The organism is uncultured Paraglaciecola sp., from assembly GCF_937123705.1.
GTDB lineage: Bacteria > Pseudomonadota > Gammaproteobacteria > Enterobacterales > Alteromonadaceae > Paraglaciecola.
The window spans coordinates 228,363-252,194 of the sequence record NZ_CAKZKO010000139.1; the positions used below are offsets into that span (position 1 = coordinate 228,363).

At 40.7% G+C, this 23,832-nt stretch carries 14 protein-coding genes and 1 pseudogene; 6 read left to right on the forward strand and 9 right to left on the reverse strand.

Annotation, left to right across the window (positions count from 1 at the left end; translation table 11 throughout):
* Positions 1 to 9: 9 nt before the first annotated feature.
* Positions 10 to 2,385, reverse strand: coding sequence for a hypothetical protein (locus Q0688_RS19445; protein WP_299081173.1), 2,376 nt, complete (start codon positions 2,383 to 2,385; stop codon positions 10 to 12).
* A complete protein-coding gene (locus Q0688_RS19450; protein ID WP_299081181.1) occupies positions 2,379 to 4,733 on the reverse strand; it encodes a hypothetical protein in 2,355 nt (784 codons plus the stop codon). The genes Q0688_RS19445 and Q0688_RS19450 overlap by 7 nt, the downstream gene beginning before the upstream one ends.
* A 146-nt stretch (positions 4,734 to 4,879) precedes the next feature.
* Here Q0688_RS19450 and Q0688_RS19455 point away from each other — a divergent pair.
* Both Q0688_RS19455 and Q0688_RS19460 read left to right on the forward strand, forming a co-directional pair.
* Positions 4,880 to 5,008 (forward strand): annotated as a pseudogene (locus Q0688_RS19455) (metal-dependent hydrolase); the annotation flags it as partial.
* 59 nt (positions 5,009 to 5,067) lie between these two features.
* Positions 5,068 to 5,436, forward strand: coding sequence for a YacL family protein (locus Q0688_RS19460; RefSeq protein ID WP_299081188.1), 369 nt, complete (start codon positions 5,068 to 5,070; stop codon positions 5,434 to 5,436).
* A 57-nt stretch (positions 5,437 to 5,493) separates the two neighbouring features.
* Here Q0688_RS19460 and gnd read toward each other — a convergent pair whose 3' ends face one another.
* Positions 5,494 to 6,948: a decarboxylating NADP(+)-dependent phosphogluconate dehydrogenase gene (gnd, locus tag Q0688_RS19465; RefSeq protein ID WP_299081191.1), complete on the reverse strand. Its 1,455-nt coding sequence runs from the start codon at positions 6,946 to 6,948 to the stop codon at positions 5,494 to 5,496.
* A gap of 426 nt (positions 6,949 to 7,374) precedes the next feature.
* Between gnd and Q0688_RS19470 the strand changes: the two genes are divergently transcribed.
* Both Q0688_RS19470 and Q0688_RS19475 read left to right on the forward strand, forming a co-directional pair.
* A complete protein-coding gene (locus Q0688_RS19470; RefSeq protein ID WP_299081194.1) occupies positions 7,375 to 8,751 on the forward strand; it encodes a xanthine permease in 1,377 nt (458 codons plus the stop codon).
* A 43-nt stretch (positions 8,752 to 8,794) separates the two neighbouring features.
* Positions 8,795 to 10,303 carry a wax ester/triacylglycerol synthase family O-acyltransferase gene (locus tag Q0688_RS19475; RefSeq protein ID WP_299081197.1) on the forward strand — a complete coding sequence of 503 codons (1,509 nt, stop codon included), beginning with the start codon at positions 8,795 to 8,797 and terminating at the stop codon, positions 10,301 to 10,303.
* A gap of 62 nt (positions 10,304 to 10,365) precedes the next feature.
* Here Q0688_RS19475 and Q0688_RS19480 read toward each other — a convergent pair whose 3' ends face one another.
* On the reverse strand, positions 10,366 to 11,703 hold the full coding sequence (locus tag Q0688_RS19480) for a TonB family protein (protein ID WP_299081200.1): 1,338 nt from the start codon (positions 11,701 to 11,703) through the stop codon (positions 10,366 to 10,368).
* A 129-nt stretch (positions 11,704 to 11,832) separates the two neighbouring features.
* On the opposite strand from Q0688_RS19480, the gene Q0688_RS19485 reads away from it, so the two are divergent.
* Positions 11,833 to 12,561 carry a winged helix-turn-helix domain-containing protein gene (locus tag Q0688_RS19485; protein ID WP_299081203.1) on the forward strand — a complete coding sequence of 243 codons (729 nt, stop codon included), beginning with the start codon at positions 11,833 to 11,835 and terminating at the stop codon, positions 12,559 to 12,561.
* A 187-nt stretch (positions 12,562 to 12,748) separates the two neighbouring features.
* Here Q0688_RS19485 and Q0688_RS19490 read toward each other — a convergent pair whose 3' ends face one another.
* The 5 genes from Q0688_RS19490 to Q0688_RS19510 form a co-directional block, all read right to left on the reverse strand.
* The gene (locus tag Q0688_RS19490) at positions 12,749 to 13,441 is read right to left on the reverse strand and encodes a transporter substrate-binding domain-containing protein (protein WP_299081205.1); all 693 of its coding nucleotides are present in this window, start codon (positions 13,439 to 13,441) and stop codon (positions 12,749 to 12,751) included.
* Between the two features lie 134 nt (positions 13,442 to 13,575).
* Positions 13,576 to 15,594 (reverse strand): amidohydrolase family protein, encoded by a 2,019-nt coding sequence (locus Q0688_RS19495; RefSeq protein ID WP_299081208.1) that lies wholly within the window; start codon positions 15,592 to 15,594, stop codon positions 13,576 to 13,578.
* A gap of 188 nt (positions 15,595 to 15,782) precedes the next feature.
* Positions 15,783 to 18,326, reverse strand: coding sequence for a PQQ-dependent sugar dehydrogenase (locus tag Q0688_RS19500; RefSeq protein WP_299081210.1), 2,544 nt, complete (start codon positions 18,324 to 18,326; stop codon positions 15,783 to 15,785).
* A 257-nt stretch (positions 18,327 to 18,583) separates the two neighbouring features.
* On the reverse strand, positions 18,584 to 21,913 hold the full coding sequence (locus Q0688_RS19505) for a ligand-binding sensor domain-containing diguanylate cyclase (protein ID WP_299081213.1): 3,330 nt from the start codon (positions 21,911 to 21,913) through the stop codon (positions 18,584 to 18,586).
* A gap of 796 nt (positions 21,914 to 22,709) precedes the next feature.
* Positions 22,710 to 23,255, reverse strand: coding sequence for a recombinase family protein (locus tag Q0688_RS19510; RefSeq protein ID WP_299081215.1), 546 nt, complete (start codon positions 23,253 to 23,255; stop codon positions 22,710 to 22,712).
* Positions 23,256 to 23,447: 192 nt separating this feature from the next.
* On the opposite strand from Q0688_RS19510, the gene Q0688_RS19515 reads away from it, so the two are divergent.
* Positions 23,448 to 23,624 (forward strand): hypothetical protein, encoded by a 177-nt coding sequence (locus tag Q0688_RS19515; RefSeq protein ID WP_299081218.1) that lies wholly within the window; start codon positions 23,448 to 23,450, stop codon positions 23,622 to 23,624.
* Positions 23,625 to 23,832 lie beyond the last annotated feature (208 nt).

A 23,832-nucleotide genomic window follows, 5' to 3' on the forward strand; every position in this document is an offset into this window, starting at 1 on the left:
TAATTTTTCCTACACTACTTTTACTTGGAATGCTAAGTTAAAAGTTTCTCGAACCTGACCGTCTTCGTCGGTAACTTTGAAGAAATTCGGCTCCAAGCTGATTTCACCCGTTTTCAGCAACTCTTCTAGATTCGATTCCAGATTTGCTTCTGCTTTTAATTGGTCAATATGCGGAACCGTTATGTCGTCATCATCTGCTAGGTCGATGGCACTTTCCAGGTCATCAATAACCACCGCACCAGCATTGTATTTTTTAGCTAACGCTGCTTTTAACTCACCAATACTTTTGAGTTTTTCTAGTTCACCATCCTTATTTAGCACACCTTGCACAATAACAGTGGCCTTAACCCCATTGAGGATATCGCCCACTTCATTGCTTGATATGTAATGATATAAGTGTGACATATCTGTATGTCCAAGCATCCAACGCAAGGCTTCAAGCCCTTGAAAACGTTTCTGCCAGAAGAACAGTAAGGCAAAGAATCGACGTAACTGATGTTGTCTCACATACGGTCGTCTTAGTTCACCATTACTCATCTTGACAAGGGGTATTTCAAAGTAGTCACATATCGAATCGAGGTGAGCATTAAAGCTTTTAACCGTAGTTTTATTGAGTTGACACATTCTTGTGTCTAAGTTGTTAAAAAGACCCAAGGTTTTACCCTTAAGTAACCCTTGCGATCTAGCAGTTTCGTTAAATGCTTCGAGTCGCCAGATGATTCTAGCAAGAGAGGTAGTAACAGGTCTTTCAATGATTTTGTTGGTCGATATCTTACCGCCATTCCCAGACTTTTTGAGTTTAAAAATGAGATTGTATTCAATATTTTCACCCCCCTCCTCAAATGGGTTTTTATTTGGTGACAGATTACCACTGCTTGCTAATGATATTAATTCATCCTGTCGTCTTGCTGTAATAATGCCCGTAAGGTATTGACAACTCCCTATGAGAACACTGTAAAGCTCACATAAACTCTCATTATTCCGTATGGCGTTGTGCTTGTCAGGCGCTAGAATTTCATAAGGTAAAACCTGTCGTATACCCATCCCCTTAACCACTTTTTCATTCAACGCACTCATTGCTTTGGTTTGCATAAAGTGACTACGTTCAGTCATTGACATGTTTTGATGAATATCAGGTATAAACTTACCCCTTCGTTTGTCCGGACGCTCTTGGTTACTACCTGTTTTCGGGCTTTTGTTAGCACCTAGTGAAAGCACTGACAAGCAAGCATCCAAAATATCTTGCTGGAACTTATGAGTAAATTCAAAAGATTGTCGAGTGATTCTAAAGAACATGTCAGGGTGCAAGGTTTGAGTACGACCTGCGAGTTTTAACGTCACTAAATCATTAATTTTTCTTACACTAAGTGCTTTTGTTGCATCAGTTAGTGGTGAACTTGCGTTGTCCTTAAACATGTTGGTGTTAATCAACTTAACCGCTGAGATAAAGTGTTTAATTGTGTTCTTTGCGGCTGACGTTTTTATGCTTTCAGTGCTAAGGGGGGGGAATTCAGTGGAGCGGGCTTTTTCTGTAAGCCATAGCTCAGGTAAGGAGCGAATATTTAACGCTGGGGATGCTATTTTCCTCTCGAAGAGCAGCGTTGAAAGTACAGCGCCATTCCCTTGTCCAGTAAAGCCAATATTAGATTTATAATAACCTTGCGAGTGAAGCCAGCAACATGCCATAACGCGATCTTTTTTTGTTAGATGAAGCGTTAAATCGTCTTCTGCTATATATCTGATCACAAAGGGATACTTGCTTACAAAGGCTTCTACCTGCTCTTGCGTGATATTGTTTGCGTGCGCCCTAACTAACTCTTTTATGCGACCTGTAAAATCATATATTCCGTTGCTTGGTCCGTCCTCAGACATCGCTTTAAAAATAGACAACCAGAAGTCAGCAGTGATGTGGCTAAGATGATACCGACTTAACTCTAATGCGGCTGAGCGCAATAAAATGGCGTCAATTAATGACAAGACTTTCATTACCCCTGTTTGTACGGTGCGGGTTTTAATGATCGCCCCCCCATTTTCAAGTGGGTCAGACACCGCAAGTAACCAGTTTTTAAAACCATTCAGGAGAGGTCTATGCTTAAAAGCAGTGAGAGGCAAACCATCGTCAAGCGTCACAGATGACCAGTCGATAACCTTAACCCTTTGACCGAAATTCATAATAGTGACATCATCGCTGTACTCACTTTTAAACCAATAAGGCATTTCTTCGGTCTGGTCGTAGATGTGGGTAAAATGTTTGCCAATTTCACGTTGTAAAACGAAATCTTGGTTGGCAACAGCGTAGTGAAGTGTTTCAGTTAACTCTTCGCTATTTAGCTCATGAAGTCCGACTTTTTTTTTCTTTAAGTTATTTATAATTAGCTCTAACATTTTAACGCTCCAACGATGAGTTGAATATCAAGCGGGCTTTTCTTTGCTGTAGCGATAAGCTGTGAACGCTCTACATTGATAGTGTTTTCTCGTGCATCTTCGTTAAGAATGAGCGTAGCAGCCTCATACCAGGTTGATACGATGTCTCGAAAGATTTGACCATCATTTATTTCTTTTGAGCGGTCAACGATGCTCTTGATGGCAATAAGCACTCTCATTACATTTTGAGTAATGGTCAGAGTTACCTCATCAAATAGTTCTCGGGGTTCTTCCTTCTCAACAAGGCATAACGTTGCATCATTCTTGAATTTACCAAACAATTTAGGTAGGTCGTGGATGCCGTGGTTTTGTAGAAATTCATCGAGGTTTTCTGGCTTTATATCAACCGCCTCAAAAAGATAGTCCGATTCAGCCATTGCGATGTAAATAAGCGCATTTTGAAATTGGCGTATCCACCTCGCATTGAAAAAGTCCATCAGCGCAGAGGGAAGGTATTTATTTAATAGGTCTACATTAACCGTTTCATGCCCCAATACTTTTGCTACTTCGCGTAAAGAGTGGGTTTTAATGTACGTGCGAATAGCTCGAAGTTTACGAGCTGAACGTAAGCCTACCGACTTAGATAGCAATAATTTATCGGTTTCATTCATACTGCTAGAGTGGTTATATACCCACTGTCTATAGGCGCTGCTAGCGGATGCCGCGCTGATATTAGTCGTAAAATTATCGCACCAATTTGCTTTACACAAATCAGTCCTGATTAACATATAACGCCACGCGTTTTCTTTATACTCATCTGTGCTAGGATTTGCTTTTAGATGCTGGCGAGCAAACTCTGTGTGACCAATTAACGTCTCGACGATGGATTTACTGTATTCGTTAAGAATAATGTCTTGTTGAGCTCTCGCCGCCCCCTTCCTGTTTTTGTAAACAACTATCACGTAATCGACACCAACTTGCTTATACCCGGTCATTTGTCCATTCTTATCAAACAGTTCCCAATTCACAAGTGCAGCGGGGGTGAGTGCAGGGTGTTCCAACACTAACAATGTACACAATGCGCCTAGCGTACTGGTGGTGGGCAAGTTTAATTCACTCACTAGAGCAGAGTTTTTAAGATTATCGTGGTTAGTGTGAGATCCCCCAAAAAAAACATCTTGGTTTGCAATGACTGCGCCGATACCATGCCCATAGAATGTGGCAATGGTATTCTCTAAATGGTCACCTCCTACGCGCACGTATTCATTTTTTTTAACACCGCCACCGAAACCTCTAATGGGTTTCACCCTACCTGTTTTTGCAAGTTTAAGATTGCGCTCGTGTTTTTCTTTTATGCGTTCAAAAACAGCATGATAAGAGGCACGAACATGCTCTTCACTTTCTTGCAACCTGTCCTCGATAATTTGGATGACTGCCTCATCTTTAATGTGCAGCGGGATAGAGACCAGCCAAAGTTGCTCCTCGTTGGATGTAAACTTGCCGCCCGTAGCGATCTTTGCGATAGGCCGAGAGTCTTCATTGAATGTGGGGGTCAAAATAGGTCGAATTGGTTCATCAATCAATCCGCTATCAATAAAACAAATTCTGAAAACCTTAATCACTGTAATCCAAAAGACAAAAAAGGTTGCGCTTTTATTGCCCCTCGCTAAATGTTCGTTAAACGAACGCCACATGACTCTCTCAAGAAACCCACTCAATTTATGAGCTTTAAATTGTTCGCGCAACTCATCAGCGCTATTGCAATGTGTCGCAAAAGAATTTATGAAAGCGGAGAACAACTTAATCATATTTGTAAGGGTCTTTGCTTTTTGTGTTAAACAGTACTGGCAAGTATGATGATAAACATCAGCCGTCAGCTCATCACCAAAGACTTCATGAAATTCACCGATTGGAAAGTTGAGGACTTTACTTTCCTTTGATTTTAGTTGCCAACCATCAAGGTAAGCGAGGCGTTCTGGTCGGATCTGTAATTTTTTGAATTTATCAATACACTGCTCTACGCTTTCGGTCACCTTAGCAGGTGAAATTTGAGGAGTATCGATTTCAAACTTAGCAAGTGCCTTAAAGGTCCTAAATACAATTCGTGTCACTTCGTATGCTGGTTTGCAATTGTATTCCGAGTACATAAAGCCAACAAAGCTACGTAATTGTTTTGATAATAACTCATGGTTGTTTAGAATATACATCGCTGGATAACTACGATGCTTTAAGGTTGACACATAAGCTGCATAGTAGTTAACGACTATGCCTCTGTTACGTCTAGGAGCGTTATTTGAAAGAAGCCTTTTGAAATCTGGTGACAAGGCCTTTTGTACAGCTGGTAATGATTTAATAGCGACAGAATTCAAGATGTAACAGCTTTGTTATTATGATATATATTCAGTATCCCTAAACCCTGATAGCTGTCAACAAAATAAACATTTAAAAAATTATTTTTTTAATTTTATATCAAGGACTTACAATAAGTTGATTGATTTTATTATTAGGAGTATTTCACAAGGCGTTTTATCAACTGTGCCAACATATGCTGCCTGATTATCATCAAATTGAGTTTGATGTGCGGGTCTATTTAACCGAACTCGAACGCACCGGTTGGGTTTTCAAAAACACTGTTGAAGGTTAACAAAGTGCAACTGCTTTAACCTATAATAGTTATTATAATTTCGTCACCTGAGACAGTAAATGGAATATCAATTTTCCCATGATATTTTAGGCCAACCCGTTGCTTCATGCGAGCTTGAATGTGAAGCCTTTGGTGATTGGTTAAGTCAAGAAATTGGCAAAGACGTTAGACAAGTTTCGTTATTGCTGAACACTATCCAACAGCTGCAAAACAATCAAATGACCAGTTACCAGCACAATGGCAAGGAATACCATTTACACTTTGATAAAGACGAAGTGGAACTGTTCCTCAATAATAATCATATTCAAGAGGTGTCGGCTGTAGACGAGGGTGAAAGCCAAGAATTAACGGATTTACATATTCAATCGGGTTGTGGTTTAGCCGATTTTTATATTTTACTGAAAGCGTGGCAGAAGTTTATTGGCTAAAACGTAAAACGCCGAACCACAGATGTGGATCGGCGTTTTTAATTTTCTTACAAAACGCTATGCGTTATAAGTAGACGACGAAGTATTGCCTCCTCGGCCTGTCCAATTAGTATGGAAAAACTCACCTCTTGGCTTATCGGAACGCTCGTAAGTATGAGCACCAAAATAGTCACGTTGTGCTTGCAACAGATTAGCCGGTAAACGTTCAGTGCGATAGCCATCAAAATAATTCAAAGCCGCAGTTAAACAAGGTGCAGGTACACCAGTAGTTATTGCATTAACCGCCACACGTCTCCAGCCTTCTTGAGCCGCTACTACTGTGTTTTTAAAGTAATCATCTAACAATAAGTTATTTATTTCAGGATTTTTGTCATAGGCTTGTTTGATTTTGCCTAAAAATGCCGAACGAATAATACAACCACCGCGCCACATCAATGCAATGCCGCCGTAGTTTAAATTCCAGTTAAACTCTTTTGCGGCTTCACGCATTAAGGTGTAACCCTGCGCGTAAGACACTATTTTCGACGCAAGTACCGCTTGACGTAAATCTTCGATAAAGGCCGCTTTATCACCCTCAAAGGTTTTAGCGGGGCCAGTTAGCACTTTTGAAGCTTCAACCCGCTCTTCTTTAAGGGCCGAAATACATCTAGCAAAAACTGATTCTGCAATCAAAGTTAACGGCACACCTAAATCGAGGGCCACTACGCCAGTCCATTTACCTGTTCCTTTTTGGCCAGCGGTATCTAAAATTTTCTCAACTAGCGGGCCGCCGTCTTCATCTTTATAAGCGAGGATATCTCGGGTAATTTCAACTAAATAACTGTCTAATTCTGTGGTGTTCCACTCTTTGAAAACTTCATGCATTTCGTCAGCCGACATGCCAAGGGTTTCTTTCATGATTTGGTAGGCTTCACACAACAATTGCATATCGCCATATTCAATGCCGTTATGTACCATTTTTACAAAATGGCCTGCACCGTTTTCACCTACGTAATCACAACAAGGTGTGCCATCTTCCACTTTGGCCGAAATATCTTGGAAAATAGGTTTCACTGCTTGCCACGCTTCTGCAGATCCACCAGGCATAATTGACGGCCCTTTTAACGCGCCTTCTTCACCGCCAGATACACCGGCACCCACAAAATGAATACCTTGTTCGGCGCAGTATTTTTCGCGGCGAATAGTATCTGGAAAATGGGTATTGCCGCCATCAATGATGATGTCGCCTTTATCCAACAAAGGTAATAATTGCTCTATGGTGGCATCAACAGGTGCGCCCGATTTAACCATGATCATAATTTTACGAGGGCTTGCTAAAGATGAAACCAACTCTTCAATTGAATAAGCACCGCGAATGCTTTCGCCTTGTGCTCGGCCATTAATAAAATTTTCAACTTTATCGGTAGAGCGATTGTATGCGGTAACGGTATAGCCTTTGCTCGCCATATTCAAAATAAGGTTTTCACCCATAACAGCCAGGCCAATTAAACCAATATCAGATAGAGTTTTCATAGAGTTCCAATTTCATTTTGAATCAAGAGTCCGTGACTAATGGTAAGGCTTGTTTACCTTCCAATTTGCCCACGCACTAGGTTAAAAATATGCCCATAATGGCGAGAGTACATAAAACTGCCATATTCTAACCATTAATCAGAAACTTAACACCTTACAAATGCTTTAAATATCTCGCCGCTTCATATTTCATTGATATATGACATGTGATTTCCACTCCATTTGTGGTTTTTCAAATGTTTACTTAAATTCGCCTGCCCTATCAAACTTGTAAAATATTTTATTCTTTTATGTTAAAAATAATGTAATAGTGATCCAAACAAATAATCATTAACCTTAAGCCAGCAGTGAGTGGCGTGATGTATAAGCGTGTCCTTGTTGTTATTAATAAGTGTTAACCATTAACCCAACATTGAGAATAATTCTATGGGAAAGCTAAGATCTGACGGAGCCGTTCAGCCTGGAGTCAAATGGGGCCCATTTACGATGCGGATCCCGCTACTTCATTTGCGTTTTTCATTGTCAGACATGTTACAAGGGTTTGCTGTGGCTGGTGCAACAGGCTTGGCTTTGGTGCCGTACTTTATGGCGTTATTGGGGCTAAACTTTGAAGAAGCCGTCACTATGGCGATGTTTCATAGTTTGCTTATTTCTTTTTCGTGGATGTTTTTTGGCGACCCGTATGCACCGGGTTGGCTTACTCCAGCTATTCCTTTTGTTGTGGCCTTTATCACCGCTCCGGCTTATATGGGCGATCATGTCTCGCAGTTCCAAGCCATGACCGCACTGTCACTCAACTTTGCTGGGATCTTGATTGTATTAGGGGCAACAGGACTCGGGGCGAAATTAATTAAAATTGTGCCCAACGTGTTCAAGGGCGGTATTATTTTAGGTGCTGCTGTGGCGGCTTTTTTACGCGTCACTAAAGACGGTGATGCTGCTAATGTATTTCAGTCTGCACCTATAGCCGGCACTTTGGGTGTGATAATTTGTTTAGCCTTTGCTTTTTCTAAGCCGCTGCAAGCCTTAGCCATCAATAAACGCTGGTTGGCAACCTTGTTAGGTTTTGGGCTACTACCAGGTTTTGTAATAGCCGGCACTATAGGTTTTTTTACCGGTGAGTTTCAATACACCATCCGTTGGGAAATTTTGGATGTGGTCACCTCGACCACTTCCCTATGGCAAAAAGCCTCGCCTTTGGCCATAGGCTGGCCGCCTATTGAAACCTTTATCGCGTCTTTTCCCTTGGCTTTGATAACCTACATTTTGTTTTTTGGTGATGTAGTCACCGGCAATGAAATGATCGAACAAGCCCAAACCAGCCGCAGCGATGAAACACTCGAAATAAATCCTAGCCGCGCACATATGGCTACCGGTATCAGAAACATTTTAATGGGTATTGTGGCACCTTTTTTTGCCACGCAAGGGGTGTTATGGACAGGCATTCAAGTGGTTCTACTTAAACGCTGGTCTCAAGGACGTGACAAGTTAGACTCTATTTTCGATAGCATAGGCAGTTTTTATGCCTTCGGATTACCCTTTTTGTTTATATTATTACCATTAGTTACTTTGCTTGAGCCTTTATTACCTCTAGCATTAGCGGTCACTTTAGTACTCACTGCCTTTGCCTGTGCAACTTTGGCGTTATCGCTGGTAGAAGACGCCACAGAGCGCGGTGCTATGGTGATTACCGCCATGGCGTTTAGTGTGTTTGAACCTTGGTTAGGATTATTAATAGGGCTAATGGTTATCGCCGCTTTATGTGGATTGCAGGTTTTTATACCGAAAGAAGAATCTAGATAAAGTAACTATGTAAAACATATTACAACCAGATAAAGGAAACTCGATGGATCACCTTAGTGGCTTAGATGCAGCCTTTTTACATTTAGAATCACCTGAAACGCCTATGCATGTAGGCAGTTTAGCCATTTTTGAGTTGCCTGCCGATTACACTGGCGACTTTATGCAAGACGTACGAACTCACATTCAAGAACGCATGCATATGGCGCCCATTTTTCAGCGTAAACTGGTTAATATGCCTTTCGATATCGCCAATCCTATCTGGGTAATGGATGAAGCACTGGATATCGACTACCACATTAGGCACGTTATTGTACCGCCTCCTGCCACCCGAGCTACAGTTGATAGGCTAGTAGCCCGCTTGCATTCTAGCTTGCTTGATCGCAGCCGCCCATTGTGGGAAATGCATATACTCGATGGTTTACCGGTTCCCGATGACTTACCAAAAGGCACACGTTATGTCGGTTTGTATTCCAAAATGCACCATGCGGCACTCGATGGTATGGGTGGCCAAGTGTTAATGGAAGCCATAATGGATGTGACGGCCGTACCCCGGGCACCGAAGAAAAAAATGCGCCGCCGTGAGCCCGCCAGAGGTGATAATTATGGCATTGCCGAACTCACAGCCTCGGGCGTGATGCACAATGTTAGCCAATCCATAAAATTAACCAAAAATTTACCCACCCTCACCCGTAAAGCCTTTGACATCCTCAAGCCATCTAAAGAACCTGATGGCAGTGATTCCGGTCGAATGAACTGGCTGGCACCTAAAACGCCTTTAAGTGCAGTTATCACTAATCAACGCAGTTTTGCACGCTTTTCTATTCCCTATGCTGAAACCAAAAAGATCGCCAAACTCAACAATGTCAGCCTCAACGATGTTGTTATGGCCATTTCTGGTGAAGGTTTGACCCGCTATTTCGCCGATGAAGGGTTTAGCACCGAAGATCCGTTACTGGCAGCTATTCCTGTTAGTGTGCGCCCAGAAGGCAATACAGAGCTACACAATCAAGTATCTATGGCCCGCATGAGTCTGGCGACCAATATCAAAGACCCTTTAGAACGGCTGCAAGCCATTTGTGTCTCGTCTTCACACACCAAAGAAATGATGTCTGATGTCAAAGCCATAATGCCAACAGACTTTCCCTCAATTGGGGCGCCTTGGTTAGTGAGCAGCATAGCGTCAACCCTAACCCGCACCCGAGTAGTTAACTCAGTGCCACCCTTTGCCAATGTGCTGATTTCTAATGTTCCTGGCCCTAACATCACCCTGTATTTTGCCGGAGCGAAACAGATCAGTATCTATCCGGTATCTATCCCTTACCACGGCATGGGACTCAATATTACCTTACAGAGTTACAACGGCTATCTCGATTTTGGGGTGATCTCTTGTCAAAAATTGATGCCAGACATCCATGAATTAGCGCAACACATGAAAGAGGCCCACAATGAATTGCTTGAACTTAGCATCAAAGCCAAACCTGAAGCTCCCATACTAGCCTCAGTAAAAGAGACAACAAAAACCACCGCAAAACAAAAATCTTCGTCTAAATAATGGGGTATATCCCACGTACTGAAATTCAAATGAGTTTCAGTACGTGGAAACCTATCTAAATTTTATAATGTGAAATCAAACCGTGTTTTTATGCCATCCAGTGGTTGCGCTAATGGGGCATACCTCCATTTTGAAAGGGCATCAATCGACACTTGTTCAAATATGCCATTTGGGGCCGAATTTAATACCTTAATATTATCGACTGTACCGTCAGTGTTAATTGAAAAGGACATAATCACGCTGCCTTCTATCTTATTTTTCACAGCTTGCTGAGGCCACTTTGGTTCAAAATGGGTAAGCAATTGCCTACCTCGGGTGCTAATCCTGCTTTTTAAGGCAGTGACTTGGTCTTTATGCTGTTTAGTGAGGGTTCTAATTCCATGAAAATCATCCATTATTATAAGGTTAACTTTATTACTTTCAGATGGCTGCAACCTTAAAACTCTATTTATTTCAGGTGCAAACCAGCGTTTTTCAGTGGTTTTTAAGAGCACAGTTTGACTGCTGGAATTGCCCCAACGATAACACACATTTTCTGCGCAAGATTCAATAAAAAACTCACTGCCATCATCTAATAAATAGCGTCCAAACAGCGCTTCTTTGTCGACTTGTGTTGCCTCAACAACACTATAGGAAATACGTTTAACAGACATTTCAGCGAGTTCGCTGTGTTTTTGCTGCATAACGTTTACAATCCATTTCTGATGACTACTAGTACGAGTGTAATATTCATGCACACCGTACAGCCCTTCACCGTCATTGTTATTTCTTTGATGTGAACTCACAGCTGCCACTTTTAAACCTGAAGCTGTGCTGATAAAAGCAGGGCCGCCACTATCCCCAGGGCCGCTTATTCCTTCTAACGCCAAAGCGTTATTTGTCGGTGCGTCAAAATCAAAGGTTAACCATCCTCCTTTAGCGTCTTCAACCATATTTTCGGCATGATTTAATACCTTGGACGAACCCACAACACCTAACAAACCATTGCCAACGTCGCCCTTGCCAACAAACCAAACATGCTGTGACTTCTCGTCATCTAAGGTATAAATATCGGTACTTGCAACATTTGTCACTGCTCTATCAAGTTTTAACAAAGCGATGTCGTGGACAAGAGTATCTTTGTTATATTCAGGGTGTTGTACAATAAATTCCACATAGTACGTTTGCTGTTTGATAGTGATTTTTTGCCGATTAGGCATATACCCTACACCATGGGCTGCCGTTAAAACCCATTGTGGGGCAATAAGAGTGCCTGTTAAGAAGTGCAAATCAATAACACTAGCATACTGTGATTGGTCTACTTGGTATTGACTTTGACTCACATCATGGCGCATCACAATGCCATGGGCGTAAAATGAAAAGAGAAATGGTAAAGTGACCAGAGTTGTTAGAAGTTTCATAAGTGCCTTAATATTTATTTGTTGGCAGACTTTATGATTGAAATTCAAAATAGAAACCAGAGACTCACACTTAACAATTTATAACTTTTGGCTATCTAAATTATATCTCCCTTTAACATATTGAAATATATGACCTTTAAAAACAATAAACCCTCAAATAAAACACTATCGGTCGCGGGATTAATGCAAGCGCCATTTGCGACCGGCTCCTTGATTGTTAATTTCAGTCAAAATCAAGTTACCCGTAATGGTGAAGATCTAGTTTTGCAGCCTAAGGTTTTAGAGTTATTGATTTTTCTTTGTGCTGCAAATGGCTCAACTGTAAGTAAACAACAACTTACTACGTCATTATGGCCAGACACAGTAGTAGGGCCTGATTCGTTAGCCAATACCATGACCCGCCTTAGAAAAATCATCAATGATGATGCTAAAAACCCTCAGTTTATTAAAACCGTTCAACGTAAAGGCTATTTATGGCTGCCTGCAGTTGTACCCCTAGTAAATAATAGAAAAGTTTTGAATTTCAAATATTTGGCCGGTGCACTGTTTTTATGTGGAGGTGCTATTTTACTTTACAGCTTGAATCGCCCCGAGCCAAAAGAGTTTTTGTTTCCAGACTTATCTATTCAAAAACTAGAAGGTGGTGGATACGAGATTGAAGTGGGTATCGACGGGGAGCTTACCGAAGAAAAAAAGGCTGCAATGTTAAAAGAATTAAAACGTATAACTGGGGAAGAGCATTCAGGCATGGAATTTACTGTCGACCCTATCGCACCTGAGTGCGATAAAAAAATGCCTAAAGGTTCCCCAGAAACACCCTGCGAACAGAAAAGTAATGGGGTAGATCCCACGTACTGAAATTCTAATAAGTTTCAGTACGTGAAAACCTATCTAAATTTTATAATGTGAAATCAAACTGTGTTTTTATGCCATCCAGTGGGTGCGCTAATGGGGCATACTTCCATTTTGAAAGGACATCAATCGACTCTTGTTCGAATAGGCCTTTTGGAGTTGCGTATAACACCTGTGAGCGCCTTTGAAAACACTATTGAACCTGATCGAAGAACTGTAACTGATGTTTAGCCGCGTAATCTTCGAATTTTGTTTTAAGCAGTTCAAGATGTGGAGATTGCTTAGAAATAACTATGTAAGTAGCTACATCGACCAGCGGCAAAACAGACACGCCCTCTTTTATGTTCAGTTCCTTTTCTTCAACGTAATAATCCAATGGTGCCCGATAGGAAATTAAGTGGCTACTACGTTTTTTTAGAAACAACTGAATCGCCGATATGCTGTTGGGCAAGTCAAAAAACTTATAGTGTTGATCTACAAGTTTGGCTCTAAAACCATGATAACTATAACCACGGATTGCTGCGACACTATTATCTAATTTGTTTTGTTTATGGGAATACAAATCCAACTGTAGTGTGCTAAAAGGTGGCTCAACAAAATCAACATTTTTTGGCAAGGCAACAGTACTTTTGATGTTAATGGTAAAATCAATTTCGGCCTTTTCTAACAATCTAAATAATCTTGCAGGAGGAGCGCAAACAGCGCCAAGCTGAATTGAATAATCGGTCAGAATTTTTTTTGTGATTTCGATAAAACGACCAACACACTTATTAGTTTGCTCTTCTAATATTGAATAAGGCGGAAATACCACTAATCCCATAGTCACTTTTTGTTCGGCGACAAGTGGCGCACTAAGAAACAAAAGTAACAACACAAATTTTTTCACCCTTGTGCTTCATCCTAAAACATAAAATTCGGCGTTAGATTAGCAATACTTAGTTTTAAAATCTAAATTTTATTAAAAGTCACCCAAATTAAATCACCGCAAACTCTAGATAAGCGAACTAACTGTTTGCTCCTTTACTTAGCTTCGCTAAAAGGCACTACGCCTAGCTGCTTATGTAGCGCTTCACTAAGGTAATAATTATTACCTTTAAAGACTGTGGTAATTTTGCGTAAGTCGGCCATATTTTTGGTTGGGTCACCGTCTACTAGCACCAAATCGGCAAATTTTCCTTCGCTAATTGAACCACTTTGATGAGCAACACCAATCACTTTAGCGCTGGTTAAGCTGGCAATTTTTATGACTTCGATATTAGGAATACCCGCCTGAGCGTAAAGCTCCAACTCTCGCTGCAAAGTAAAGCCAGCAATATGATCGGTGCCCGGTACTATTGTGACGCCGGCATCGTAGAGTTTCTTTACCATAGTGACTAAGGCATCGGCGCCTGCTTGATAATCGTCTAGCTCAGCTTCCTCAACATGCATTACCGCACCTTTGAGACTACGTAAAACAGTTGGCGGTAATCGCTCGGCTACTGCGGCAAATTCTTCATCAATTTTTTTATTTTTTGCTAACAGCATACTGCGGAAAGTAGCCACGGTTGGGTCGATAACAATGTGTTTGTCGGCAAGTAGTTTGATAAAATCTTGCATCTTTTGATCGTCTAAATTCATTTCTCCGGCTTTTTCGCCAATCAAAGTAAAACGTAACTGTTTACGGGTATCGATTTTGTCGCTGGCAAGAAAATTTAATAACAACATATTGATATGCTGAATTTCATCGTAACCGGCAGCAATAGCTTGTTCTGCGGTCATAAAGGCAGGAATATGCCCGCTAAGTCGCATACCTCGATTATGGGCGCGTTCTGCAATAGGTTTCACCCAACTCGGGTCAATTGAACTATAAAGCTTGACTTGCAAATAGCCATGGTCAGCAAACCAGTCCACTTGTTTAAGTGCTTCATCTAACGACTTAACCGACAATCCCGCAGAAAACGGGCTTTCTTGATCCATAAATCCAGCGCGATATACACGGGTGCCTATCATGTCATTGGCATTAAACATTTTTTCGATTTGCATAATGTTGTCGTGGCTATTACCAATATCGCGGACGCTAGTCACACCAGCGGCAATATTTAACATGCCATCACTTTTAGATAAGTGACCATGCATATCCCACAACCCCGGCAACAGCGTTTTGCCTTTACCGTCGATTAGGATCATGTCTTTTTCGGTAGCGATATTTTTGGCAATTTTTTTAATGGTGCCATTTTCAAGTAACACATCCATTTTCTGATGCTTTTTACCTGCTTCCACATCCACCCAATCGACCTGCTGAATAAGCAAACGCTCATAAGGATTAGATAATGTTTTGGCCACCGCGATTAGATGCTGTTGTTCGGCTTGGGTTTGGATTTCGCGGAGTTCATCAAACTGCTCTAAAGTAAACCTCTCACGAATAATGCGCATAAAACCGTCCTGATTTTTAGCGAAATAGTTGCCATTTTCGTCATACCAAGCAAAATCCGGACTAAAGCCTAAACCTGTTATGGCATATAGGTACACTTTCGTTTTGCCGTCTTGATTGGATAATGTGCGGGAAGTCACCACTTCTAGCTTTGCTTCGCCATTGGGAAACAAAGCCACCGTTTTGATAGGTGACTTTAATAAGGCTTGAATCAACATATTAGTAGTTGCACCCGCTTCTTCGGCAGGTAAATAAAATCGCGGGCGGCTTTCTTTAACCTCTCCATTATCTTTGTTGCCATCCCAACGAGCGACACCGTCACGCCACTCAAAATTTTCATCAATGGCCGAACCAAAAGCAGATAAACCTTTAGCTGAAAATATGACTGGCATACCATCGCTATTAACCTGTAACTTTTCATTAATTTTAACGACGCGATTGTTCCAGCCCATTTCCAGAGAAGCCTGATAGGCATGCCCATCTAACGCAGTAAATTCCTGCTTACCCGCCAAACCTTTTTCACTGTAAATTAAATTAACAATGGTTTTTTGATCATCTGCCAACAATGGTTGAGATATCAATAGAATTATCACAGCGCTAACAATGCTTTTAAATTGGGTGGCCTTCATAGCCCTCTCCTTAGCTATATTTTTAGAATGTTATTTTCAGCTAGCGGCACGGCTTACAAAAGAACCAAATACAATGTGTATGATGATTATGCCGAATGAGTTTTGAAGCAATAACCAATGTAACCCAAGCCTTGTTCAATTTCCAACCATTAAACTTATCAATGTAAAGAACATCAGCCCCAATTTACTCAATTGCAATTGCTCAATTGTTCTATCCACTGCCTAACTAATTCAACGCCTTGCTGATCAACAAGATGAGATCCAATCGGAGGCATCGCGTTGGCATCTCGACGTTGCATTCTTTCTAACAATACCGAGCGACTGCTGTCACCAGGGGATATAATGCTGGGGTTATTTAGTTCCAAACTGCCAAGTTGTGGGGTAACTCCGCAAGTATTGGATTGGGACAATAGAGCTGTAAAACGTAAGTCTATGTTTGTTCTGGATACTGCCCCCGGTTGGTGACAATTGGCACAATTCACATCCAAATAAGATCTCGCTCTGGCAGCTAAATCTAGCTGCGGGTCATTGAAATCTACTAAAGCTGGAAGCGAGTCGATTGGGATGTCTGGCGCAAATTCCAGATAGTTAATTTCGGATAAGGTTAACAATTGATGGGCAGTGACATTAGTTTGAGGATACTTAAAATGATGATTCAATTGTTTTTCGCTAAAACCTAACACCACTCCAGATGCTTGGGTATGACATGTCAAACATTCATCTTCACTAGGAATACGGTATTGTTGATTGCCAAATTCAATTGCTTTACCTCCTATTACCCGAGTGGCATCTGTTTGTGCATTGTTCCATTGGTAAACGTAACCCGCCCAATTGCCATTTTCATGGCGCATTAATAACCGCGATTCAATTAACTGCTGTTGTACTCTAAAATGTTTAACCAAAACCGTACCTTCTGGGAATGCCCAGTTGTTCGATTCTGAATATTCAATTTGGGTAGCATTGGGTATAGCAATATAGCGCTCTTTCTCGGCACCATCAGACCAAAATGAAACACGAGGATTAAAAGGAATGGTTCCGTCCTGTGCCAAATTGTCTTTATTCATATTTACGCAGCCTGTTTCAGATAACAGTTGTGGGAATTCATTTTGTAACGGGTTAGTAGATGTTATTCGATACAATTTACCATCGTAGAAATTAGTTAAAAATAATTCACCATTATGATCCGCTGCAAAGCTAGTTATGCCACTTGCCACATTTAACAGCTCGTGATTTACATACTGCCCCTGCGAGTCGCTAGACAATGACCAAATACGGCCAGATCCAAAATCGGCAAACACATATTTGCCCTGTAAATTGACAAGATTCGAGCCACGGTAAAGCATCCCACCCGTTATTGAAGAACCAAGGCTTCGACCGTAAGTAGACAAGGGTGGAAGCAAGTTTTCTGGGCAACCGTTTTGATCAAAGGCTTCAAAGCCTTCGTTACAGCGCCAGCCATAGTTACCACCTAATTCAACTTTGTTTATTTCTTCTGCGGTACTTTGCCCCACGTCGGCTACCCATAGATCGCCCGTAATAGCATCGAAGTTCCAGCGGTAGGGATTGCGTAAACCCCAAGCAAATATTTCAGGGCAAGGCTCGGCATTGATTGCTGGCCCACAAATGGGATTTTCGGCAAATGGGTTATCGATGGGAATGGAATAAGGTTGTGATGGAAAATTCACATTTTCGCCCGTCACATCTAGTCTAAGCATAGATCCTAATAAGTAATGAGTATCCTGGGCTCTGTTATTCGGATCGCCACCGCTGCCGCCGTCACCAAGACCTACATATAAAAAGCCATCATTCCCAAATCCTATGTCTCCGCCGTTGTGGTTGTTAAAATCTTGATCAATTTGGATAATTACTTGTTCGCTGGCCATAATCGGTTTTTCGACATCATCGAGAATCCAACGAGAAACCATACTGCGCATAGATGGAGATGAATGAGGTGCGGTGTAGTACAAGAATATCTCTGGAACAGAAGGATAATCTGGGTGAAATGCCATTCCTAACAATCCACCTTCAGATGCAGTATTAACTTTATTGGAGAGATTAAGAAACACCTCTACTGACTGAGGAGATCCGTAATCGAATACTTTTAACAACCCTCCTTTTTCAAGCACAAACCATCGCCCTGTTGCAAAAGGTTCCTGCAACAATTTAACCGGCTGATTGAAATTCGGCAATTGTGTGTAAACCTGCTCAATTGCAATAGTTGATTGTTGCGAAGGCTGAGGTGGCGCTACACAATTTTGATTATCAGGGCGATTAGGAATACCTGATAAGTTCTGATCTGTGTCGTCGTTTTCGATGATAGCGTTAGCTTGTGTTACTCCTAGTGTTGCACCTTGGGGATTGGATAACTGCACACTAAACTGTTCGTCCTGCTCTTCATTTTCATCTGCTATAATAGTGATCTCCAAAGTAACATTACTCTGACCCGCAGGAATATCCAACGTACCATTACTAGCAAAATAATCCTCACCCGCTATCGCCGTATCATCTTGGGTTATAAAGTCGACCGAAACAACATTGCTTGAACTAAACGAAAGTTGTATCGAAAACACCAACACAGTGTTGTTCAAAGTACCTTCTACACCTACAGCCTCGGAAATAGATAATACGGGCAAAACCGTGGTTATTGGAGGTGAAGCAGGCGAAGTACTGTTAGAACTACCGCTACATGCGGTGAAAAAAATAAGCAGAAAACTGATAATGGTATGGCGCATGTAATTCGATATATTGGTTAGTATTGAACCAATTATAGAGTATATTCTAATTGTCAAAATACAATAAAGGAATCAATCTTGTCATTGTCGGTATAACAAAAAAGTTAACCAAAAAACGGCAGAAACACACCAAGGGCACTCAATCAAATTGTCAAAAGGTTTATGGGCCACATTTAATTGGCGCTAGACTGATGCCACTATTTTCAAGGCTGGAAAAAGCACTTGTGCCGCGTCTGAGGGTTTAATTTATATTTGAGCTAATGCCACTTTATATCATCTGATTTAGCCAAAGAGGATTCAACTTTTAGCTGTTGCTGTTGAATTAGCTTTGCTGTTTGTTTCGTAATAGTGACGAACATATTTTCGGGTTTACAGTCTATATCAACAAGACCTACCCACGAATTTCTAGCTGACTTTTTTGCAGCATACAAACAGTGATCGGCAATATCTAAAACATGCTCCCAATCAAGGCTATTTGGACTATTAACTGAAAATGGAAAACTTGCGTAGCCTATAGAACAGGTTTTTCTAATTGAATTGCCTTCCCCAATGGCAAAGTCATGCTCTTCAACTGCGTATCTCAACTTTTCTGCAAGCTTAGCTGCATTTTTTCGGTCAGTATAACGAGCCACCACTAAAAACTCTTCACCTCCCCACCTCACAAGATAGTCGGTTTCTCTAAATACTTGCGTCAAAATAGACTTCACTTGCGTTAATACGGCATCACCTGCTGTGTGTCCATAAAGGTCATTGACCTGTTTGAATCTGTCTAAGTCAATTAAGAAAAAAATCAAATCTGATTCATTATTCTCTGGCTTACTCGGGTTTGACTTATTAGTACGATGTTTCCGTAAGACAAGCTCAACATCATTTTTCAAGTTATTTACTATAAATCGTCTATTTTTCAACCCAGTTAGTTCGTCTGTAATATTTATTTTTTCTAATTTTTCATTAGCTTCTTGCAAGCCTAAAGTGCGTTCAGCAACTTTAATTTCTAGCGCCTCGTTTACTTGTTGTATAAAGAGCACTTTTTTGTGCTGTGACCAAACAAATAATCCGACAATAACTAACAAAAACAAACAATACAGCGAATAAGCCCACCAAGATAACCAGGGGGGTGGCAATACAGTGATATTTAAAGCGGCACCTCGTTCATTCCAAATACCATATGGGTTACTCGCGATTACTCTTAATACATAATCTCCGGTTGGTAGATTGGTATAAGTAGCTCGGCGGCTTTTATAGTCGGTTTTAATCCATTCATCGTCAAACCCCTCCATTCTATAGGCATACTGATTATTTTTAGAGTTTGAAAAATGCAAAGCACTAAATTCAAAGGATACTAGGTTTTGTTGATGAGTTAAGGTAATAGCAGCAGTAGAATGAATGGCTTTCGCTAATGTATATGTATCGGTTGATATATTTTTATCAACTTCAGTCATATTTCCGGATGATAGTGCATCATTTTGTACCGGCACTGATTGATTCGATATTAACATATCGGTAAAAATCACTTTTGGCTGTTGTTCATTACCTATTATTTGCTTAGGAAAAAAGCGATTAAAGCCGTTAATCCCACCAAAAAACAATTCACCACTTTCACTTTTAAAGGATGCGTCTGCATTAAATTCGTTACTCTGTAAGCCGTCATCCATGTTGTAATTTTTAAAGGATTTTGTTTGGGGATTAAAATGGGATAAGCCAAGGTTAGTACTTAGCCAAATTCCTCCGTCATTATCCTCCTCAATTCGATAAACAACATTGTTTGCCAGACCATCTTTTTCAAAAAAGTGATTGAAACTGCCCGTGGTTTTGTCGAGTAAATTTAAGCCACTGGCGGTTCCTACCCAAAGATTTCCCTTACTGTCTTCTGTAATAGCATATATTGTATCGTTACTTAGGCTATTAGGATCACTTGCTTGGTGTGTGAAATGAGTAAACTTTTCGGTGATTGGATCGAAACGATTGAGACCTTTCCAGGTACCTATCCAAAGTTCACCCTGTTGACCTTGGGTAATCACACGGACGCTGTCATTGCTTAACCTATTGGGGTTTGTTGGCTGATGGCGGTAGTGAGTAAATTGCTCAGTGATGGGATCAAATCGATTCAGCCCCTTCCAAGTACCTAACCAAAGATCTCCTTGATGATCCTCTGTGATAGCGCTAACTGCATTGTCACTCAAGCTATTAGGGTTTGTTGGGTCATGACTGTAATGAGTAAAACTTTCGGTAATTGAATTAAAGCGATTTAGGCCACTACTATCTGCGCCTATCCATAGAATGCCCTGACGGTCTTCAGTGATAACATAGATTTTGTCATCATTAATGCTGTTGGGATCTGCTTTATCGTTACGATAATGAGTAAATTGCTTAGTATCTGAATTGAAACGATTAAGACCTCCTCCCCAGGTTCCCACCCAAAGTGTACCTTGTCGGTCTTGTGTAATGGCACGTACTATATTATTGCTCAAACTAAAGGGAGCTTTGTTTTGATGATGATAATGAGAAAATTGCTTAGTAAGTGCCGTTAAACGATTGAGCCCACCGCCATTTGTTCCCACCCAAAGATTTCCTTGCTGGTCGTAGATAATGGCTAGTACTACGTCATTGCTCAAGCTATTAAGGTTTGCAGTTTGGTGACGGTAATGGGTAAATTGTTGGGTGCTCAGATCGAAATAATTAAGACCACCACCATCTGTTCCCACCCATAGGTTGCCTTGTTTATCTTCAATGATGGCTGCGATCTCATCATCGCTTAAGCTGTTGAGATCATCCCTATCATGACGATAATGGGTAAATGTATCACTGGTTAGGTTGAAATAATTAAGCCCTCCCCCTTTAGTGCCTAACCAAAGGTTGCCATGCTTATCTTCTATAATGGCTGTGACGGCATTGTTACTTAAACTGTTGGGATCTGCAGCTTGATGTTGGTATCGAGTAAACGTTTCAGTAATGGAGTTAAAACGATTAAGTCCACCAGCCCAAGTACCTATCCAGAGGTTTCCTTTTGTGTCTTCAGTCATGGTACTAATGGCATCTCCACTCAAACTGTTCGGATCTGTTGCGTTATGGAGGTAATGGGTAAACTTCTCTGAATCAGGGTCTAAGCGATTCAGACCACCACCATCCGTTCCAACCCAAATATATCCCAGCTTGTCCTGAGTAATTGTATGAATGAAATCATGGCTTAAACTATTAGGGTTTGAAGCTTGATGAAGGTACTGGGTAAACTGTTCAGTCGCAGGGTTAAAGCGATTCAAGCCACCACCTCGCGTGCCCACCCAAATATCACCCTGCCGATCTTCATAGATGACATTGATATGGTTGTTTGACAATGATTGAGAACTCACTCGCATCTTTTTGAAGACTTTAAACTCATAGCCATCGTAGCGTGCTAATCCTTCTTCAGTTCCAACCCATAAAAAACCTTGATGGTCTTGTAATATAGTTTTGGCGGAACTTTGCGGTAAGCCATTCTCAATAGATAAATTTTCAAAACGAATGGATGGTCCAGAAGCAAAGACAGAAGGTATCGATAAATAGATAACTAACAATGTTAAACCTAGATGACGAATTGTTTTTGTCAAAAGAGTGAAGTCCAGTTAGTAGTTCTTTCAGGAGATTTAGAATTAAAATCATACATGAAGTTATATCATTATGCATAAAAAAGTAACCGTTCAAAAAGCTCTAATGATTTTTGCAAAAACGTCACCACGCACCAGCGGTCTATCTTTATCAAAAAGCCAAAAACCAGTTCAACAAGGGTTGATTCGTTACTTTTGAGGATGTCTGTTCATTGCTAACCGCCAAAAAGCTCTTAGGCGGTTAGCGCGATACTGATTAACCCGAGTTGGTGTTACTTAATCTGTTCTCTCGACTCAAAATTCACCAAGTATCGATTTTACCAAACCACCCAAATCCCAGACACAAAAAAACCGACATAAGTCGGTTTAATGTTTTTGCGAAGTAATGGTACCAGTGGGTTAAGTCAGTCTCTTTAGGAGCACTGCTCCGCCTGACTTAACAACGAGACAAGGACGTCGAGTTTGGGTGCCGATCATCAGGGACGTGTATTTGACTTCTCAAAAAGTGATGACTGCCTATCAAACCCCAGACACAAAAAAACCGACAGTTTGTCGGTTTAATGTTCTTGCGAAGTAATGGTACCAGTGGGCGGACTCGAACCTTTATCTAAACCCTATAATGTACTAAAATTCGAGTGTATGTATTTATTAATATAAACGAAAGTCATCTGAAGCCTTTATTTAAAGCACCCAATTGAAATTCACGTGACATAAAAATTAATGAGTTTTTACAATTTCACATTCAGACACCTGTCTGAATAGATATCCAAATTAATTTAATTTTACACAAATGTGCATTTCACCGATATCGATAAACAGTCGCCCTACTAATACCAAGTTTTCTAGCAACTTCAGCAGGCTTTATGCCTTTAGCTAATAATGCCTTAACCTCATCTCCGTCAGTGGTAATCTTACGTCCTTGATAGACTTCCGGTCGTTCTTGTTTTGCTTTGGCTATCCCAGCCAACTGTCTTTCTTTTCTTAGATTCGTTTCAAACTCAGCGAACACACCAAGCATCTGCAAAAATGCTTTCCCTGATGCAGTTCCTGTATCTATTCTTTGGTCTAGTATTTCTAAACTAGCTTTTTTCTTCTCTATAGTATCAACGATGTTAGTTAGGTCATTGAGGTTTCTTGCGAGCCGATCAAGTTTCCAAACCACCAATTTATCGTTCTTACTCATCATATCTAGTAAGAGCTTTAACACGTCCCGGTTTAGAACGTTAGTGCCTGACTTCTTCTCTTCTCTTACTACTGCATCGGGATAAGCTTTCTGAATCGCTTCTACCTGAAGCTCTGTATTTTGATCATTGGTGCTCACTCTGCAATAAGCGAAAATAGTCATTAAGAAATTCTCATATGGGTTATAGATTAATATAAGAATACAATAATTCTCATTGATAACAACCCTTATGAGACACATTATTGATGTATCATTAGGGTTTACCCATTTAAGACATATAAAGCAATTATTGAAAATGTGTATTTATAATCTACTTTTAAATTGTGGCTTACATAAATTACAGGGAGTATTCAAATGGCTAATATTGGAATGGAAGTTTTACGAATTGCGTTAGATGATGCTGTCCTTCATCAGAAAGAGATAGATGAGTTAATAAGTAAGCCTGAAGCTGACGAAGTTATAGCTAAATTAGTTCATGAACAAACACAATTACTGGTATCTACTTTAGAGTTATTCAATAGAATGAATTAATTGTAATACTGTCATTACCAACGGAAACTATCGCTCTAATTACTGGTTGATGTTGCATGAACTACACTACCGACAGAGTTCATTTTGGCAGTCTCAACATTACTGCAAAGCGGACATTTACGCTTTAAACAGCGGAAAAATTGGCAATTGGGCACTCGCTAATTTTACGTGCAAAGTAATATTCCGTTGCCCTAGAAACAGATTCTTT

Coding starts and splice junctions, on each gene's coding strand:
- Q0688_RS19445 (WP_299081173.1), bottom strand. CDS start 2,385: ATGTTAGAGCTAATTATAAATAACTTAAAGAAAAAAAAAGTCGGACTT.
- Q0688_RS19460 (WP_299081188.1), top strand. CDS start 5,068: ATGGAATATCAATTTTCCCATGATATTTTAGGCCAACCCGTTGCTTCA.
- gnd (WP_299081191.1), bottom strand. CDS start 6,948: ATGAAAACTCTATCTGATATTGGTTTAATTGGCCTGGCTGTTATGGGT.
- Q0688_RS19470 (WP_299081194.1), top strand. CDS start 7,375: ATGGGAAAGCTAAGATCTGACGGAGCCGTTCAGCCTGGAGTCAAATGG.
- Q0688_RS19475 (WP_299081197.1), top strand. CDS start 8,795: ATGGATCACCTTAGTGGCTTAGATGCAGCCTTTTTACATTTAGAATCA.
- Q0688_RS19480 (WP_299081200.1), bottom strand. CDS start 11,703: ATGAAACTTCTAACAACTCTGGTCACTTTACCATTTCTCTTTTCATTT.
- Q0688_RS19485 (WP_299081203.1), top strand. CDS start 11,833: ATGACCTTTAAAAACAATAAACCCTCAAATAAAACACTATCGGTCGCG.
- Q0688_RS19495 (WP_299081208.1), bottom strand. CDS start 15,594: ATGAAGGCCACCCAATTTAAAAGCATTGTTAGCGCTGTGATAATTCTA.
- Q0688_RS19500 (WP_299081210.1), bottom strand. CDS start 18,326: ATGCGCCATACCATTATCAGTTTTCTGCTTATTTTTTTCACCGCATGT.
- Q0688_RS19510 (WP_299081215.1), bottom strand. CDS start 23,255: ATGACTATTTTCGCTTATTGCAGAGTGAGCACCAATGATCAAAATACA.
- Q0688_RS19515 (WP_299081218.1), top strand. CDS start 23,448: ATGGCTAATATTGGAATGGAAGTTTTACGAATTGCGTTAGATGATGCT.